Origin of the sequence: Paenibacillus sp. JZ16 (assembly GCF_015326965.1) — a bacterium.
Lineage (GTDB): Bacteria > Bacillota > Bacilli > Paenibacillales > Paenibacillaceae > Paenibacillus_AQ.
Window position 1 is genome coordinate 4,134,143 of sequence record NZ_CP017659.1, and the last position, 15,672, is coordinate 4,149,814.

General features: G+C 51.3%; 17 protein-coding genes. 5 read left to right on the forward strand and 12 right to left on the reverse strand.

Features of this window, described 5'->3' with window-relative positions:
• Positions 1 to 37: 37 nt before the first annotated feature.
• Together BJP58_RS18825 and BJP58_RS18830 are read right to left on the reverse strand one after the other, a co-directional pair.
• The gene (locus BJP58_RS18825; protein WP_194540134.1) at positions 38 to 628 is read right to left on the reverse strand and encodes a TetR/AcrR family transcriptional regulator; all 591 of its coding nucleotides are present in this window, start codon (positions 626 to 628) and stop codon (positions 38 to 40) included.
• A gap of 137 nt (positions 629 to 765) precedes the next feature.
• A complete protein-coding gene (locus BJP58_RS18830) occupies positions 766 to 1,539 on the reverse strand; it encodes an HAD-IIB family hydrolase (RefSeq protein ID WP_194540135.1) in 774 nt (257 codons plus the stop codon).
• 101 nt (positions 1,540 to 1,640) lie between these two features.
• On the opposite strand from BJP58_RS18830, the gene BJP58_RS18835 reads away from it, so the two are divergent.
• From BJP58_RS18835 to BJP58_RS18845, 3 genes are all read left to right on the forward strand, one after another.
• Positions 1,641 to 2,339 (forward strand): Crp/Fnr family transcriptional regulator, encoded by a 699-nt coding sequence (locus BJP58_RS18835; RefSeq protein WP_194540136.1) that lies wholly within the window; start codon positions 1,641 to 1,643, stop codon positions 2,337 to 2,339.
• A gap of 80 nt (positions 2,340 to 2,419) precedes the next feature.
• Positions 2,420 to 2,908 (forward strand): RNA polymerase sigma factor, encoded by a 489-nt coding sequence (locus BJP58_RS18840; protein ID WP_194540137.1) that lies wholly within the window; start codon positions 2,420 to 2,422, stop codon positions 2,906 to 2,908.
• The gene (locus tag BJP58_RS18845) at positions 2,905 to 3,648 is read left to right on the forward strand and encodes a zf-HC2 domain-containing protein (protein WP_194540138.1); all 744 of its coding nucleotides are present in this window, start codon (positions 2,905 to 2,907) and stop codon (positions 3,646 to 3,648) included. The genes BJP58_RS18840 and BJP58_RS18845 overlap by 4 nt, the downstream gene beginning before the upstream one ends.
• 16 nt (positions 3,649 to 3,664) lie before the next feature.
• Here the strand turns inward: BJP58_RS18845 and BJP58_RS18850 are convergent, their stop codons facing one another.
• The 5 genes from BJP58_RS18850 to BJP58_RS18870 all read right to left on the reverse strand — a co-directional run bounded on the left by BJP58_RS18850 (position 3,665) and on the right by BJP58_RS18870 (position 7,009).
• A complete protein-coding gene (locus BJP58_RS18850; protein WP_233354690.1) occupies positions 3,665 to 4,099 on the reverse strand; it encodes a hypothetical protein in 435 nt (144 codons plus the stop codon).
• A gap of 93 nt (positions 4,100 to 4,192) precedes the next feature.
• Positions 4,193 to 5,254, reverse strand: a complete 1,062-nt coding sequence (locus BJP58_RS18855) for an LLM class flavin-dependent oxidoreductase (RefSeq protein WP_071220550.1) — start codon at positions 5,252 to 5,254, stop codon at positions 4,193 to 4,195.
• A 263-nt stretch (positions 5,255 to 5,517) separates the two neighbouring features.
• Positions 5,518 to 6,027, reverse strand: coding sequence for an SRPBCC domain-containing protein (locus tag BJP58_RS18860; RefSeq protein ID WP_194540139.1), 510 nt, complete (start codon positions 6,025 to 6,027; stop codon positions 5,518 to 5,520).
• A gap of 25 nt (positions 6,028 to 6,052) precedes the next feature.
• Positions 6,053 to 6,388, reverse strand: a complete 336-nt coding sequence (locus tag BJP58_RS18865) for an ArsR/SmtB family transcription factor (protein WP_194540140.1) — start codon at positions 6,386 to 6,388, stop codon at positions 6,053 to 6,055.
• Between the two features lie 264 nt (positions 6,389 to 6,652).
• Positions 6,653 to 7,009, reverse strand: coding sequence for a nucleotide excision repair endonuclease (locus BJP58_RS18870; RefSeq protein ID WP_194540141.1), 357 nt, complete (start codon positions 7,007 to 7,009; stop codon positions 6,653 to 6,655).
• A gap of 152 nt (positions 7,010 to 7,161) precedes the next feature.
• Between BJP58_RS18870 and BJP58_RS18875 the strand changes: the two genes are divergently transcribed.
• Entirely contained in the window at positions 7,162 to 7,473 is a 312-nt protein-coding gene (locus BJP58_RS18875) for a hypothetical protein (protein WP_194540142.1), read from the forward strand.
• Positions 7,474 to 8,142: 669 nt separating this feature from the next.
• Positions 8,143 to 9,348: an MFS transporter gene (locus BJP58_RS18880; RefSeq protein ID WP_194544987.1), complete on the forward strand. Its 1,206-nt coding sequence runs from the start codon at positions 8,143 to 8,145 to the stop codon at positions 9,346 to 9,348.
• A gap of 122 nt (positions 9,349 to 9,470) precedes the next feature.
• On the opposite strand, the gene greA is transcribed toward BJP58_RS18880, so the two are convergent.
• The 5 genes from greA to BJP58_RS18905 all read right to left on the reverse strand — a co-directional run bounded on the left by greA (position 9,471) and on the right by BJP58_RS18905 (position 15,463).
• Positions 9,471 to 9,947 (reverse strand): transcription elongation factor GreA, encoded by a 477-nt coding sequence (gene greA / locus BJP58_RS18885; RefSeq protein ID WP_071220557.1) that lies wholly within the window; start codon positions 9,945 to 9,947, stop codon positions 9,471 to 9,473.
• Positions 9,948 to 10,262: 315 nt separating this feature from the next.
• Positions 10,263 to 11,432 carry a mannitol-1-phosphate 5-dehydrogenase gene (locus BJP58_RS18890; RefSeq protein WP_194540143.1) on the reverse strand — a complete coding sequence of 390 codons (1,170 nt, stop codon included), beginning with the start codon at positions 11,430 to 11,432 and terminating at the stop codon, positions 10,263 to 10,265.
• Positions 11,429 to 11,869: a PTS mannitol transporter subunit IIA gene (locus tag BJP58_RS18895; protein ID WP_071220559.1), complete on the reverse strand. Its 441-nt coding sequence runs from the start codon at positions 11,867 to 11,869 to the stop codon at positions 11,429 to 11,431. The genes BJP58_RS18890 and BJP58_RS18895 overlap by 4 nt, the downstream gene beginning before the upstream one ends.
• A gap of 16 nt (positions 11,870 to 11,885) precedes the next feature.
• On the reverse strand, positions 11,886 to 13,955 hold the full coding sequence (locus BJP58_RS18900; protein WP_194544988.1) for a BglG family transcription antiterminator: 2,070 nt from the start codon (positions 13,953 to 13,955) through the stop codon (positions 11,886 to 11,888).
• A 74-nt stretch (positions 13,956 to 14,029) separates the two neighbouring features.
• Entirely contained in the window at positions 14,030 to 15,463 is a 1,434-nt protein-coding gene (locus tag BJP58_RS18905; RefSeq protein WP_194540144.1) for a PTS mannitol transporter subunit IIBC, read from the reverse strand.
• Positions 15,464 to 15,672 lie beyond the last annotated feature (209 nt).

A 15,672-nucleotide genomic window follows, 5' to 3' on the forward strand; every position in this document is an offset into this window, starting at 1 on the left:
ACCGTCAGTACTTACTGACATTCTGTTTAAAAAAATACTAGGGGGTTAATGCCCTAGCAAAAATCCGCACGCTTTCCTCGATAAAGGCATCAAGCGTCACGGAAGAGAAGAGTTCCTCCGAGTCCAGTTCATTCATAAACGCCCCGAAGTTCATCATCATGAACGAAATGGCCCGCAGCTCCGGATCGCCTGCGATCATTTTGCCCTTCTCGGTCATCACGGTAAAATACTTCGTCAATACATCCATGTATTGCTTGGGATGTTTGCTGGTAATCTCCCGCAGGCCCGGTAAGTTATCGTTCTCCTTCACGCTGATCGTGATCAGCTTCCGATTCCGAATCATCAGCTCATGGTACGTCCGGCTGATAAGAAGTAAGTCTTCGCTTAAATCTCCTATCAGCTTCTCTTCAAACAGCTTTGTCATTTCTTCACCATAATGATAGCGCTCAAAGGCTGTTTCCAAGAGGTTCTGCTTGCTCCCGAATTTACGAAACAAGGTTTTCTCGCTTAAGCCGGCAGCCGTAGCGATTTCCAGCGTGGTTACCCCGTTGTAGCCCTTCCGAGAGATGAGGTCGATCGCGGCCAGCAGCAGCTTATCATCCGTGCTCAGGTTGTCACTATGCTCCATGAAGGCTCTCCCTCTCCCCTTAGGAATGTCAGTACTCACTGTCATTTATTGAACCCATCATATTCCACTCGGGTATGCTCTGTCAAGCATTTAACAAAAAATAGGCCAATCCTATTTCCCGAAGTAGTTTACAGGACCTACAAACTTGCTGTAGCATATTGACGCCCGAGCGCCTGCAGCCGTTCCGCAATCGCATGCTCGATATCGCGATCCAGCGGAAGGTGTTCCGAGGAATACGGTGCCAGCAGCGGATGATCACCGATCATTACCGCGTGCAGCGCATGCTGGAACATCGTAATATCGTTGGCATCGTTGCCGAAGGCAACATACTCGCCCTCCTTCACACCCAGCTGCTGAAGCCCGCTCCATTTATGTATCCCCTTAGGGCTGATATCCAGCACATTTTCCCCTCCATGCACGTGAACAACGACATCCAGTTGTCTCAGCCTCTCCTCGACTTCCGCCATATGGTCCGAGGTCAGCATCAATATTTTCACAACCGAATTCAGCTCCTGGAGCGCCACGTTCTTGGCCAGCTTGTGCGGGTCTAAATTCAGCAGAATCGGATGATCTGCAGGACCCCTATAGGCATAGTCCCATTCTCCATCGATCAAATAGCTCACGTTATACGTTGTTAACAGCTGAAGAAGGCTCGGAAGCACCTCGCTGTCAAAGCCCGCCGTGGAGATCCGCTTTCCCCCTGCCGCCACCATCGAACCGTTGCCTCCGATCATCGGGTAGTGATGAACGCGCTCATGAAGGACGGGAAGTAAGTCGCGAATCGGCCGGGCGGAAGCAAAAATAACCTCATGCCCTTGCGCCACCAGCTCCTCCAATGCCTTCAACAACTCGTCCGAAACCGGCTGCCCTTTAAAACAGATCGTTCCGTCCAGATCGAATACAAATTTCATGCCCTTGCCCTCCTGTATCTTCTCATTGCTCTTATCATAGCAGTTGATCGTATAATGAGAAGGACATTTGTCCAGGAGAGAAAGGAGCAACCCCAAGACCCATGAAACTACTTCATGACGCACCATTGATGAAAGCCAAGCTGGAACAATTTCAATTCGAGAACATGCTGGACCTGAGCAGGCCTGTGCCTTTTACATTGCAGCAATACGAGCCCGGCGAGATCATCCTGCATGAAGGCTTCGCCATGAATTCCCTTCTGTTCCTTGTGCAAGGGAAGATTAAAGTGACCTCCAGCATCGAAACCGGCAAATCGCTTCTTCTGCGCTTTGGCCATCCTTTTTCCATCATCGGGGATATTGAATTGATTCGAAGCGTTCCGGTCCAATCGCAGATTGAAGCCGTTAACGAATGCCTCTTTATCGGGCTGTCCTTTGACTATATTAAGCAACATGAAATGACAAACGCCCGCTTTACATCCACCTTGCTGGATCACCTGAGCTACAAACTCCAGACGTGCACGACCGCTTCCCGCGTCAATTTGTTGGCATCGGTCGAGAACCGGTTTGCCAGCTATCTTATGTCCACCATGTCGCCGGGATCCAGCCCTTCCTTCGGAATGGAGCTGAAGACCGACCATATCGGGGAGATCGCCAGCTTGCTTGGTACCACACACCGGCATTTGAACAGGGTCATGCATGCTTTTGTACAAAAAGGGATCCTGGAGCGAAACGGACAGACCATCCGCATTCTGGACTGGAACGCGATGGAGACGGCATCGAATGGGATCCGCTATGAGTAGATCGCCCGGCCGAAACTTTTCCCTCAAGTTCTTGTAACGAATCGGCCCTGACCCGGTCATATAGGCAAGGAGGTGAATATGTGACGGATTTGCGCCAGGTCTATCATCAGCACTTTCAAGACGTGTATCGGTTCCTGCTGTCGCTTAGCAGAGATGAGCATGTTGCGGAAGAACTCACACAGGAGACGTTTTTCAAAGCGCTGAAGCATATCGATTCGTTTCAAGGTACGTGCAAACTAAGCGTTTGGCTCTGCCAAATCGCTAAACATACATACTTCTCCTATCTTGAAAAACAAAAGCGGTATGAGCCGGCTTCGCAGGTCGAGCACAGCAGCGGTCTGGATATCGAATGGCAAACCGTCGATAAAGCAGAGGCTTTCCGAATCCACCAGATTCTGCACTTGATGGACGAGCCGTATAAAGAGGTGTTCACGCTGCGGGTGTTCGGAGAGTTGTCTTTTGGCGAAATCAGCCAGCTGTTCGAAAAAAACGAAAGCTGGGCAAGAGTCACCTTCTTTCGAGCCAAGCAAAAAATTCAAAGCCTGTACAAGGAGGAGAATCGACCGTGAGCCGAGTTTCATGTGATATTATTCAGGATTTGCTGCCCTTGTACTATGATCATGTGTGCAGCGCAGACACCAAGGCCCTGGTAGAAGAGCATTTGGCCGATTGCCCGGATTGCCGGGAAGTGCTAAGCCACATAAGCTCCCCTATGCCGCTGCCAGCCCAAACGATTGATCAAAACCGTGATGAGGGAGCCGGATTGCGGCAAGTTGCCGCCCAATGGTCGCGCACCAAGTGGATCGCGTTTACCAAAGGTTTGTTGCTCACTTGTCTAGCCGTTGGACTCCTGTTCCTGGTATATGTAGGCCTGTTCAAATGGAACATTACCAACGTACCTACCCGCGTTATGCAAGTATCCGATATTAGCCAGCTGAAGGATGGACGCATTGTCTATCATGTGAAGATGACCGACGGTTTCAACGTCAATCAGGCTAGCGGTCACTCCGATGCTAACGGAAATTTGTACATCACACCCAAGCGCCCCATTATCAAGTCCAAAAAGTTCGCGGATCTGGGACTTTCTAACATGTACTATTTCAACGATATTAAAGAGCGGAATGCCTATGAGAAGAGCTTTGGCGATGGTGTTCAAATCAAGGCCCTCTACCTGGGAACGCCCGACGACCGAATTCTGATCTGGGAACAAGGCATGGAGCTGCCTCCGGCAAGCGAGTCCGTCGAGTTGCAGTTTAAAAGTGATGAGAATGAAAACAAGAGACCGCCAGGGCAGCCATCTGGGCCCTGAAGCGGTCTCTTGACCTTTAAACCGTCGTAACGGATCTACGCAATAATCTCCACTCGATCCATGCGTAGACCAAGCCGAACGTACCGAACAGAATAACGGCGGTACTGACATGGAGTTCATATTCCTGTATGAATCGAGCATCATAGCATTCGTAGAACAGGACCCCCCCCACCCCGGCCCACATCACGGCATACAGCAGAGCATACAGGAGAAGTGAAGCTCTAACCCATCGCATGCTGCCGATTAGCCACGATAACGGAAGCACGATCACCGGATATACGAGCGATGACAGTAAGATCGGGATGATCACCAACACGAACCCCAAATTACGAAGGCCGTAATATTCCGTCGTTGCAATCTTATATCCTTCGATATACTCCATGCCTACGATCGCACCGGTAAATAGCAATATAAATACGAACCACAGCACAAAATATCTGGCAACCCGCAAGGTGTACACCGCCTTGTCCGTTTATGTCATAAACGATGCGGGCCGAAAAAAGTTCCGTGTAATTCCATTCCATATGAATCAAAGTGCTCCAGCTTACTCCGCAGGTTCACCCGCGGCTTCCCAGCGGTCGATTTCCTTGCGCACCCGAGGGGCGACTTCGGTTCCCAGCAGTTCAATGGCTCTCATGACTTCGTCGTGAGGCATTGTTCCCACGGGCACGTGAAGCATGAAGCGGGTAATGCCCACATGCTTGCGCAGATGAATGATTTTTTGGGCGACCGTCTCCGGGTCTCCGACATAGAGCGCACCTTCGAAGCTTCGAGCCGCATCGAATCTTGCGCGGTCATAGAATCCCCAGCCCCGCTCCCGTCCCAATACATTCATGCTGGCTTGGGTAGATGGGAAGAACTTGTCCGCTGCCATCTCCGTATCTTCCGCAATAAATCCATGGGAATGCGAGCCGATCGGCAGCTTTGATACATCATGTCCCGCGTGAGCGGCCGCCTCTTTATACAGCTTAACCAGCGGCGCGAACTGCAGGGGACTTCCGCCGATAATCGCCAGTACCAGCGGCAGACCGAGCAGGCCAGCGCGTACAACCGATTCCGAATTGCCTCCGCTGCCAATCCATACCGGTAGCGGATTCTGAACCGGGCGCGGATAGACGCCTAAGTTATGAATCGCAGGGCGATGCCCGCCCTGCCAGGTTACTTTTTCCGACTCGCGGATTTTGAGCAGCAGCTCCAGCTTCTCCTCGAACAGCTCATCATAATGGCTCAGATCGTAGCCGAATAACGGGAATGATTCGATGAATGAACCTCTGCCCGCCATAATCTCGGCACGCCCGTTCGAGATGGCATCCAAGGTGGCAAAATCCTGAAACACCCGCACCGGATCAGCGGAGGACAGCACCGTAACCGCACTCGTCAGCCGAATCCACTTCGTCTGGGACGCAGCCGCGGCGAGCACAACCGCAGGCGATGATGCCGCATAATCCTTACGATGATGCTCACCTACCCCATATACATCCAATCCCACCTGATCAGCCAGGACGATTTCCTCAACAACCTCACGCAGCCGCTGAGCGTGGCTTATCACTTCGCCTGTCTTTACATCCGGCCAAGTCTCTACGAACGAGCTAACCCCAATCTCCATCATAATTTCCTCCTATTATGCTTTGCCGCGAGGCAGAACCGTGGCAAAAAAGGTTATCGTTGTTTCATGCCATCGGGCAGTCAACATCGTTATCTATCATTCAATTATCTTTATATTGAACTTTTAGCTCGGGTTTTTCAAGTTACAAGTTAACTGATAACTCGAATTCAACGGATTCCATGCATAAATAATACAAGAATGGCCGGGATCCACGCGGATTCCGGCCATTCATTATACCTTTTAACATTGTAAGTGAGACTAACTTATTGTTTGGCTGCCAAGTATTCCTCTAGACGATCCCAGGTTTGCGTTACGCCCTCTTCCATCCCCATATCCAGCACGGTTTTAAGAGCCTCCGGAGAATCGTACACTGCCCGGTTGATCAGCTTGGTCTTCCCATCCTGCTCCACAAAGGTCATCGTAGAAATAGGAGCAGGCATTCCCTCTGCAATGGTACCTTCCGCATCGGAGAAATAATCGATAAGGACAATTTTCTCCGGCTCTTCGATCTCCTGGTACACCGATTTGCCCCAGGATTCCATTCCGTAGAAATCGCCCTGGTTCTTATCCAAACACTTCATGCAGTAATGCCACGAGCCGCCTGGACGGAAATCCATGTTGGATACGGTAACCTCCCATCCGCGAGGCCCCCACCATTGCTTCAGATGCTCTCCATCCGTAAATACCTTGTATACCAGTTCTCTTGGTGCATTAAATACACGTTCCAATACAAGTACTTGCCCTTCAACCCGCGTAATCATTTGGTTTGTCATTATAAATTCCTCCTCATATTAGGTGTTAATCCTGTTTCTTACCTGTTCCTTCCGATTGCAGTGTCTCCAAGTATTTATCCAAGTTGTCAAAGCGCTCGTTCCATATGCTCCGGTAATTATCAAGCCAATGGTCCAATTCCTGAAACGGCTCCGACCGCAGCTTGTAGCTCCGCCGGTTGGCCTCCGCCCTTACCTCTACCAAGCCGGCTTCCAGCAGCACCTTCAGATGCTTGGAGGCTTGTGGCTGCCGAATGTCAAGACGTTCAGCGATTTCTCCTACCGTTAAAGAACCCTTCAGCAGGAGACTCACAATACGAAAACGGTTCGGTTCGGCCAAAGCGTTAAATGTTGTTAGTTCCATCTTGTAGTGATGACGGGTACAGACCCGCTGCTATAGCGTGTACGGTGATTGTCAGTTCTCTCTGTCCACGTCACCATCATCACCTCTTTTTTTTGCTGATTTATTGGTGTGCCGTATTTCCTGATAACAATATACCACGATAGGAATATTCCTGTAAAGGAATATTTAAGTTATTTTTTGATTTTTTTTCACAACACAAAAAAAAGCAATAAACGCGGGTCTTTTACTCGACCACGTCTATTGCTTCTTGTCATTTATCCTTCCTTACTTAAAGAACACCTTGTCTATATTATATTTGGCCTTGAATTCATTAATGATATAGGTCTCATAGATCTCTCTGTGAACGGCGTCTTCAATGACGCAGACCTCGATTCTTGTAACCTCATCCCGATGCTCCTTGATCGGAGAGACGCTATCTTCGAAATGCTTCTTGATCCGCGGTCTGAGCTTTCTTGCTTTGCCAACGAACAGGAGCTCCTCCTTGCTGTTGTAGAACATGAAGATCCCGCCCCGATCTCTTGGAATCAGGTGAAAATCTGTAAATCCGTAAATGTGGCTCAACTCCGGAGCAGCCTGCTTGGTAATGGTAACGTCCACCTTGGGAATGGTTATATTGATCACGACTAACGCTCACTTCCTCAATCATATATTGATCTAAATCGTATCACTAATCTGCTAATTTGCCCATGCGGGAAATTCAAAATCACCCTTCTCTGGGCATCCGCATAGGATGGAAACTAGGTATGACTAATAACGATGGGGGTCTTTTTTATATGAGCATTCAACATTCCGGACACCAGGAACAAACCTTATATCAAGCCGAACCCAACATGACGCACAACATCAAATCGGTTCGCGATCATATTCACCATCTATGCGGGCAGCATGCGAATCAGCTGGTTCGTGTCGAAACGCTCGACGGTGATGTTTTTGAAGGAACGATCATGCATTGCGAGAAGGGAGTTCTGTACTTGAGTCTGTCCGGGTACGAAAACCAGCGCGGCTTCGGTCCCGGTTACTATAATAATGTCATTCTCCCCTTAGTTCTCTTCGAATTGCTTGTCATTACGCTGCTGTATACCTAGAATTTGGGGACTGTATCCATGCTTGCCTTAGTTTGCAGCTTCAAGAGCAATTGCCAACCTATATAAACCCGATTAAGGAGTGAACCCAATATGGCATTTATGCCGCCGCAAGGACCTCAGGGACCACAGCAAGGACCCTTATCCCCACCTCCAACCACGATCCCCCAACAACCTTTGGCCAGTGTCTTTGCCGTTGACCCGGGAGCGATCACAGGATGTTTGTTTCGCTTCACCTATATTTGGCCGAGATTTGGGCCTGGCTTCTGGTTTTTTCCGACCTTCGTCGGCCGCACCTCAGTCGCCGGTTTCCGATGGACGGGAAGAAGATGGGTCTTCTCGGGATTCGATTTAAGAAGGATCGAGTCGTTTACCTGTTACTAACCCTTATCATCATCAAGGGCTGAAGTCAGCAGGTACGATCAATGACCCCGGTGATCCACCTGCTCATCAAGAGAGTGCCCCTGCGGCGCTCTCGAGCTGCTCTTGCATCATGGACAAGCTTCCCTTAACAGAGGCTTCCTCTTCAGGGTTCCCATTTTCCCAAAAAAATAAAGTTCTTGATTATCCTCCGGCAACATTAAATAATATGTAACAGTCCCTCTTTAAATCCGATAATGAAGATTGGGATATACCATTAATAAACACAGCAGAAAGGTTGACTTGAACACCATGGAACTATCGCAGCACGCCACTGGGAAACAAAGCGCCAAAGAGCCCTTTCCCATCTCTATACTGTCTTTAACCGTTGGCGCTTTTGCTATTGGCATGACGGAATTTGTCATCATGGGAATACTCCCGAATGTTGCAGATGACCTGAATGTCAGCATTGCATCGGCCGGGCAGCTGATTACAATGTACGCCCTTGGGGTAGCCGTAGGAGCCCCTATTCTAACGGTTCTAACCCACCAAATACCGCAAAAAAAGCTGCTCCTGCTGCTCATGGGCCTATTTATTCTGGGTAACGGCATTTCGGTCTTTGCTCCGAGCTATGCCGTTCTTATGGGTGCCCGAATGCTGACCGCGCTGACGCACGGTACTTTCTTCGGCGTGGGAGCCGTCATTGCTTCGAACCTCGTGCGGCCGGACAAGCGTGCCGGGGCGGTATCCGTCATGATGGCCGGATTAACGATAGCCAATATCATCGGAGTTCCGATCGGCACCTTCATCGGCCAGACGATGGGCTGGCGCGCTTCATTCGCCGCAATTGCCGTTATGGGGGTGTTGGCATTGATCGGCATCCTGATCTTCATTCCGAAGCTACGGCAGGAACAAGCGTCAAGCATCACGCAGCAAATTACAGCCCTTATCAGGCCACAACTCCTTCTCTTCCTGCTGATTGGGGCGCTTGGCAACGCCGGCCTGTTCGCCGTCTTCACTTATATCGCGCCGCTGCTGATTAAGATCACCGGCTTTGCCGAACCGAGCGTCACCTGGATTCTGATCCTGTTCGGTATCGGCGTAACCGTCGGTAATATCATCGGCGGCAGGCTGGCCGACTGGAAGCTGCTGCCCTCCATTCTGGGTGTTTATTTTGCGACAGCTGTCATTCTGACCATCCTCACCGTGACGATCCATAACCCGGTCACCGCCGTGCTGACCATCGTGTTGTGGGGAGCTGCCTCTTTCGCCGTTATGCCGGGAATGCAGGTGCGAGTCATGAGTCTGGCCCAGTCCGCTCCCGCTCTCGCCTCTACGGCAACCCACTCTGCGGGCAATCTCGGAAATGCAGCAGGGGCCTTTATCGGAGGGTTGGTCATTACCCATCTAAGCTTAACGGCCCTGCCTTGGGTGGGCGCTGGTTTGGTGGGACTCGCCTTCATTCTGGGAGCAGCTTGTTATATGTATGAACGCAAGGCCGTAACGGTTAATGCTTAGTCTGTCCCGATAGATACAAAACTCTCGTTGCCACACGAGGCACGAACCATGTTGAAAAGGCGTAACCGGCCATTGCACCCCGGTTACGCCTTATATTTATATTTTCGTTGATTCTTCTGCGATTACAGAGCTTTGATCTCCAGCAGCTCGTACTTAACGATACCCATCGGCGCATCCACGTTGACCTGATCGCCTACTGCTTTGCCCATTAGCGCTTTACCAAGTGGACTTTCATAGGAGACTTTATTGTTCAATACGTCTGCTTCTGCCGGTCCTACGACTTGATATTCAAGCTTCTCCGCAAACTCGATGTCGTTCAGAACGACATTCGAACCAACATTCACCGTTTTCGAGCTCACTTGATTGGCGTCGACAATCCGGGCGTTGTTGAGTGTTTTTTCCAGGATGATGATGCGCGTTTCCATAAACGCCTGGTCGTTCTTGGCCGAATGGTACTCGCTATTCTCCTTCAAGTCACCATAGCTGATCGCGAGCTTGATCCGTTCCGCTAACTCTTTGCGTTTCACATACTTGAGGTCATCAAGTTCTTCCTGGAGTTTATCATAGCCCTCCTGGGTCAAGATCAGTTCTTCTGCCATGTTCATCACATCCACTTTTTAATTTCTTACTTCTAGTGTACTCTTTATTTCGAAAATAAGCGAAAACTTTCTGAAAATCGATGGATGGAATATTTGGTAGTTAAAACCACTGGCGGGCCGCTACCCGAATTGAACCACTTGGACAGTTATATATGATGGATTATTTTGAACAAATCAAGATCGTTATATACCCTAAAGAGAACCATAATAGCCCCTGATTTCTCCGCAAGGAGAACCAGGGGCTATGCATGATAGATGGAATGCCGCGCCTATCGGCACATGCATCCGTCGGCTATGATATTCACCGCCAATACCTTACGAACCCGCTTCGATATCAGCCTTCATCGCATCATACTGCTCCATCAGCTCACCCATGATCGGATGCTCACCGGCAATTCCGGTATATTGGGAAGCCGTGTCGCTTGCACCGATATCCCGGACGGATGCTTGCAGCTCCACACTCTCCGGATCTTCCGGAACATCGAACATCAGAGCCGCTGCCATGGATTTCGCCAAGCTCTTGTACGCAAGCCCGCTTTCGAAAGCCAGCATGGCTGGCGACACCAGACGGTCGCCCGGGGACAGCTTCCGGATCGGGGAGCGGCCGACGCGGGACACCTCGTCGGTCAGCGCCGGATTGCGGAACCGCTCCAGAATGGTATCGATATACGCTCCATGCTCGGAAGGATTAAAGCCGTGTTTATGCACGAGCGCAGCTCCCGTCTCCTCCAGTACCGCGCGGACATGACTCGCTACCTCTTCGTCCTTCATGGCGTCCTGGATCGTCTCGTAGCCCTTAAGAAAGCCCACGTACGCTGCTGAGCAGTGTCCGGTATTTACCGTGAACAGCTTCCGTTCAATATACGGCTCCAGGCGATCCACATAGTGAATGCCCTCCACAGGGATATAGTCCTTAAACATCTGCGAGCGGTCCACCGCCCACTCATAGAACGGCTCCACCACGACCTTCAGACGGTCCTCATGCTGCTGCAGCGGCACAATCCGGTCTACGGCCGCATCCGGAAAAGCAACCCGCTGATCAGCCTTCTGCTTCGTCTCATCATCAAGTTTCCCGTAGACGTGCTCTTTCAGCTGCGTGCTGCCGCCGATGGCATTCTCGCATGCAATAATATGAAGGGGGGCGGCCGACTCCGCTTGCAGCCGGAGCTTCAGCCCCTCGGCAATGGTACCGGCGATGAACTTCAGTATGTTCACGCCTACCGCTGTTGTCACGAGATCCGCTTCCGCTACTGCACGTGCAGCAGCTTCCGGCTCCGAGGCGCTATGGAGTGCCGTGATGCCTTTAACGATCGTGGTCTCCTGTCCTTCGCTGGCCAAGGTTACGGGATACTCCCCGCGCACTTTCAGCTCCGACACCAACTCTTCGTTCACGTCGATAAAACAAACCTCGTAACCGGCTTGTGACAGCAAGAGCCCTATAAAACCGCGTCCGATGTTCCCTGCTCCAAAATGGACTGCTTTCATGCGCCCATTCCTCCTTCGAAGATGGCCAGAATCTCCTCTTCGCTGGAAGCGTTCATCACCTTCTCAATGCTCTCATCGTCCGTGAAGATCATAGCCACATTCGTCAGAATCTCCATGTGGTCACCACCGGCAGCCGCGATACCAATGACAATAAACGCCGGCTCATCTCCTCCGAAATCTACCCCTTCCGGGAAGCGAACGATGGACAGTCCCGTTGAGATTACCATGCCTTTAGCCTCTTTGGTGCCGTGGGGAATCGCGAGTCCTCCGCCCATATAAGTGGAGGCAATCTCTTCGCGTTCCAGCATTTTATCTACGTAATCTTCGGATACATGGCCTGCCTGCACTAGCAGATTCCCCGCCATGCGGATGGCTTCGCTCTTGCTATCAGCCTTTGCGTTCAGTACGACTTTATCTTTGGACAGTATGTTACTCATGTTGGTCTCCTTCTTTCTATGGTCTGTGATTGAAAAAATGCTGAAGCTCTTCTGCTAAATAGGATCGGATTTCTTCCTCGCTGCCCCGCTCCATCAGCTCAATCAGCTCGGAGTGAAGCAGCATGGCGCTAATTTCACTGAGCACCTCCAAGCTCTCCTTCGGAAGCTGCTTCGGTGCCAGCATCAGCAGTATGACACCCGCCTCCGCCCCGTCCTCCAGCGGCGCTCGATGCGTCAGCCGGAACAAGGTTAGCGACGGCCAGGTAATATGGCGGCTGCGCGTATGGAACAAGGCCAGCGTCGTATCCGGAATGAGCTGGGTACCCATCCGTTCGCGCTCAAGCAAACGCTCCTTCACCTTCTCCGCATCACGAACAGCCCCGCGCTCAACCACCTTAGTCAAAGCTTCGCTCAAGGTGCCCTGCAAATCATCCTGCCGATTATCCAGGTGGTACACATGAAAGCCATCCAGTAGCGATACAATCTCGTTCATCAGGGCTGCCTGCATGCGCAGACGCTCGAATGATGCAACCTTACGCTCTTCCTCGATGCGCTTACTGGCAGCCATGCCCGCAGCCGTTTTCAGGGATGTGCTCTGGATAAATTGCAGCAGCGCCTCTTTATCATCCGCCGTGAGCAGCGGACTTAATCTCACATACCGATCCTTCGGCAGCGGAAGATCAATAGTCGAAATAATAAGGTCATATTGCTCCTTCGGTATCCGGGCCGCTTCATACCACGAGACGTTGCCGAGCACCTCAATCTGCGGCATCTCCTTATTCAGCCGGGTCCCGAGAAGCCTAGAGGAGCTAAGACCGCTGGAACATACCAGGATGGCCTTCAGATGATGTCCCAGCTGGTTCAGCCGTTCGCTGGAAGCACCGAAATGCATAACCAGAAACCCGATTTCTTCATCCGGGACCATCATGTCCAGCTTCATGTCATCAACTGAACGACGGACGATTCCGAACAGCTCCTCATAATCCTTCCGAATCGGGCTCAGCAAGGGATTCCGGATCCGGGTCCCTTCCCGAATCCGTTTCATGGCAGCCCCGATGTGCTCCACCAGACCTGCCCGCAGCGTGCGGTCTTCCTGGAACGGAATGCCTGTGCGCCCCTGAACCCGTTCGATAAGACGCTGAGCGATTTCCACCATCTCTACATCCGTGTGAGCCAGTTCGCTGATCTCGGACATGTCCTTCGCTGATTCGAATAAATGAGCAATATATTTCATTTCAGGATCGTGAATATCTATCTTCAAGATTTGGCCTAGACGACTCGCAAAATCCTGTGCCTCCTCCACCGACGAGGAGGATTTACCATATGCCGTAATATCCGTTGTCTCAATGCTCCGCCCCTGCTTGATCCTGTTTACGGAAACCGATAACGCTATGAGCATCGCGGTATATGCACCTTCGCTAAGCCCCTCCGTCCAATCCCAGTTCATATCCCATAAACATTTCTCTACATCCAGCAGCACTGGTTTATCAATCATGGAGAGCAGACGTGCGGTCACCGGCTCGTTATGATTCCCATATCCATCCCCGACAAGATCGGAGTAATCCAAATATTCCTCGACAAGCCGACAAATCGCCGACCGCCTTACGCCTTCCGATCCTTCAATCTCGATACCATAGCCTCTCCGGCGAATTAGGGTAAGGTTAAACCGCTTCATCCATGGCTCCAGCTCATCCAGGTCATTACTGATGGTCGGCACGGTGACCTTTAAACTATGGGCCAAAGCAAACAGTTTGACGGGTTCATTCGCCTCAAGCAGGGCGCAGAGCATGAGGATTTTGCGCTCCTCCACGGAATAATCGGCCGGCTTCCCTGTAAGCAGGCGTTTCCGCAGCTGAGCCATGTCCTCAGGCGTCTCCTCTTCCAGCCGGATGCCCGTGCCCGACTTTTTATGAAGCAGAACGCCTGTGCCCTGCAATTCCTTCTCAATCTCCTCCATTTCCCGGTGAACCGTCCTGACGCTGACCCCGACCTCAGCGGCTATTTCTGCAGCCGTCATGCCCTCGTTCCTGCTCATCAGGAGCAGAAGGATTTGTCGTTGGCGGGCAGTGATGTGTCTCAGACGCATGGCCCCCTTCTTCATGAAATGAAAGACAACGCCGGCGTTGCTACGCCAGCGTGTCATATGGTTTTAGGCTTATGTTAGTCTTTGAGTCGTTCCACCAGCTCATCATATCTCGGACTCTTCAAGAAGTTGTCGATGGAGATATGCTCCGCGTTCGGATTCTTCGCGATGGCCCGCTCGGTGAGTGTCTTCTGGGTAATGACGATATCCGCGTCATCGGGTATTTCACTTACCGCCGAGTTCACAACCGTAATATCGACGCCCGCCTGCTGCAATTTCTTTCTTAATACCGAAGCGCCCATCGCACTGGAGCCCATGCCGGCATCGCAAGCAAACACGATTTTGTTCACATTCTCTTTGTCCAGATTAGCTACAGCCGCCGAAGCAGGAGCGACCTGATCATTCATGCCGCCGGTTTTCATTTCTCTCATCTTGGCGGAAGCTTCTTCAAGATTCGGCTCTTCGTCGGTCTTTTTGCCTGTTTTGAGCAGTAATGCCGCTACAGCAAAGGAGACAATCGTTGCAACAAGAACACCGGCCAGGACCGATATCAAGCCGCCTTTAGGCGCCATGGCGAAGTAAGCAATGATGCTGCCCGGCGACGCTGGGCCCACCAAACCGGCACCAAGAATCTGGAAGGTGAATGTTCCGGCAACGCCACCCGCGATGGCAGCCAAGATCAGAACCGGCTTCATCAGAATATACGGGAAGTAGATCTCATGAATACCGCCCAGGAAGTGAATGACAACTGCCCCCGGTGCGGAAGACTTGGCAGAGCCGCGTCCGAAGAACCAATAGGCGAGAAGAATGCCCAGTCCCGGGCCAGGATTCGACTCCAGCATATACAGGACCGACTGACCGATCCGCGCCGACTCCTCTGTGGCGATCGGACTGAAGATCCCGTGGTTGATCGCATTGTTAAGGAACAATACTTTTGCAGGCTCAACGATAATGTTGACCAGCGGCAGCAGATTCGCATTGACCAATACGTCAACACCGGCTGACAACGCTTGGGTAATCCCTTGTACAAGCGGCCCGATTCCGGTGTATGCAACCAATGTCAGCGCGCCGCCAATGATCCCGAGCGAGAAGTTATTCACCAACATTTCGAAGCCGGATTTGATTTTGCCTTCAATCAGCTTGTCGAACTGCTTTAATACCCATGCAGCCAGCGGACCGACGATCATCGCGCCGAGGAACATCGGAATCTCCGCCCCGACGATAACGCCGACCGTGGTAACCGCACCGATCACCGCACCGCGCTTGCCATGGATCATCTGCCCGCCCGTGTAACCGATCAAGAGCGGGAGCAGGTACTTGATCATCGGGTCAACCAGCGCTCCCAGATTCTCATTCGGGAACCAACCGGTCGGGATGAACAGAGCCGTAATCAGACCCCAAGCAATAAACGCACCGATATTCGGCATCACCATACCGCTTAGGAGACGGCCGAGCTGCTGTACCTTTAAGCGAATGCCTTTGGAAGCGTTTGTATTTGTCTCGTTGGACATCGTATAGACCTCCTAGTCATATTTGAAAATAAAACGGAATGTAGTTGTGTGTCGCTTTCATCTGACATCTCTATGTTAAGTCAGCCTGGCAAAAGGCTCAACGAAAGGAAAAGCGGGTTTCGTCAAGAATATTGTTGACAACTTTTAAAAGGATCATGTCGTTTTTATGAAAATACCGCCGCACCGCGGTTTCATTCGTAGGGCAAGCC

Excerpts from the sequence above, each read along its gene's own strand:
- BJP58_RS18860 (WP_194540139.1), bottom strand. The coding sequence starts at position 6,027 with ATGACAAACCAAATGATTACGCGGGTTGAAGGGCAAGTACTTGTATTG.
- BJP58_RS18890 (WP_194540143.1), bottom strand. The coding sequence starts at position 11,432 with ATGAAAGCAGTCCATTTTGGAGCAGGGAACATCGGACGCGGTTTTATA.
- greA (WP_071220557.1), bottom strand. The coding sequence starts at position 9,947 with ATGGCAGAAGAACTGATCTTGACCCAGGAGGGCTATGATAAACTCCAG.
- BJP58_RS18825 (WP_194540134.1), bottom strand. The coding sequence starts at position 628 with ATGGAGCATAGTGACAACCTGAGCACGGATGATAAGCTGCTGCTGGCC.
- BJP58_RS18830 (WP_194540135.1), bottom strand. The coding sequence starts at position 1,539 with ATGAAATTTGTATTCGATCTGGACGGAACGATCTGTTTTAAAGGGCAG.
- BJP58_RS18835 (WP_194540136.1), top strand. The coding sequence starts at position 1,641 with ATGAAACTACTTCATGACGCACCATTGATGAAAGCCAAGCTGGAACAA.
- BJP58_RS18875 (WP_194540142.1), top strand. The coding sequence starts at position 7,162 with ATGAGCATTCAACATTCCGGACACCAGGAACAAACCTTATATCAAGCC.
- BJP58_RS18865 (WP_194540140.1), bottom strand. The coding sequence starts at position 6,388 with ATGGAACTAACAACATTTAACGCTTTGGCCGAACCGAACCGTTTTCGT.
- BJP58_RS18880 (WP_194544987.1), top strand. The coding sequence starts at position 8,143 with ATGGAACTATCGCAGCACGCCACTGGGAAACAAAGCGCCAAAGAGCCC.
- BJP58_RS18895 (WP_071220559.1), bottom strand. The coding sequence starts at position 11,869 with ATGAGTAACATACTGTCCAAAGATAAAGTCGTACTGAACGCAAAGGCT.
- BJP58_RS18900 (WP_194544988.1), bottom strand. The coding sequence starts at position 13,955 with ATGCGTCTGAGACACATCACTGCCCGCCAACGACAAATCCTTCTGCTC.
- BJP58_RS18855 (WP_071220550.1), bottom strand. The coding sequence starts at position 5,254 with ATGGAGATTGGGGTTAGCTCGTTCGTAGAGACTTGGCCGGATGTAAAG.
- BJP58_RS18905 (WP_194540144.1), bottom strand. The coding sequence starts at position 15,463 with ATGTCCAACGAGACAAATACAAACGCTTCCAAAGGCATTCGCTTAAAG.